Origin of the sequence: Lysobacter sp. TAB13, from assembly GCF_052113885.1 — a bacterium.
In the GTDB taxonomy this organism is placed as follows: domain Bacteria; phylum Pseudomonadota; class Gammaproteobacteria; order Xanthomonadales; family Xanthomonadaceae; genus Lysobacter; species Lysobacter gummosus.
The window spans coordinates 1-356 of sequence record NZ_JBFRDR010000421.1 but is presented as its reverse complement, the minus strand read 5'-3'; the positions used below and the strand labels follow the sequence as shown (position 1 = coordinate 356).

General features: G+C 65.7%; 1 protein-coding gene. It reads right to left on the bottom strand.

Features of this window, described 5'->3' with window-relative positions:
- Positions 1 to 168: 168 nt before the first annotated feature.
- Positions 169 to 356, bottom strand: a 188-nt coding sequence (locus AB4Y92_RS26795; protein WP_441822379.1) for a hypothetical protein, incomplete at its 5' end; no start/stop codon positions are given.

Genomic DNA, 356 nt, shown 5'->3' with positions numbered 1-356 from the left:
CCTCACCACTATCACTTCCGGCTGCTTGCGCTGTCGATCGATCATTTGGCCTTCGGCCACACCCCGTCGTGCCAGGAGGTTGAAAAGGAGGCCCGCAAGCACCTGCTCGCCGAGGCGATTCTGGTCGGGATCTTCGAGCGGTGATGATCGCCGGGGCGGCGGTGATCATCATGCCTCCTCCTTTCGGCACGGTGAGGCAGGCGCGGGGCACGGCATTCTGAGCGGCCGCCGTGGCTCCGCCTGGACCAGCAGCTTCTGCACCTTGGTGTACAGCTCCTGGCGCTGCGCATCGCTCGCCGCGATGGCCGCCTCGGCGAAGAGCTTGTCGACCTCCGGGTTCGAATACCCGCCGACAT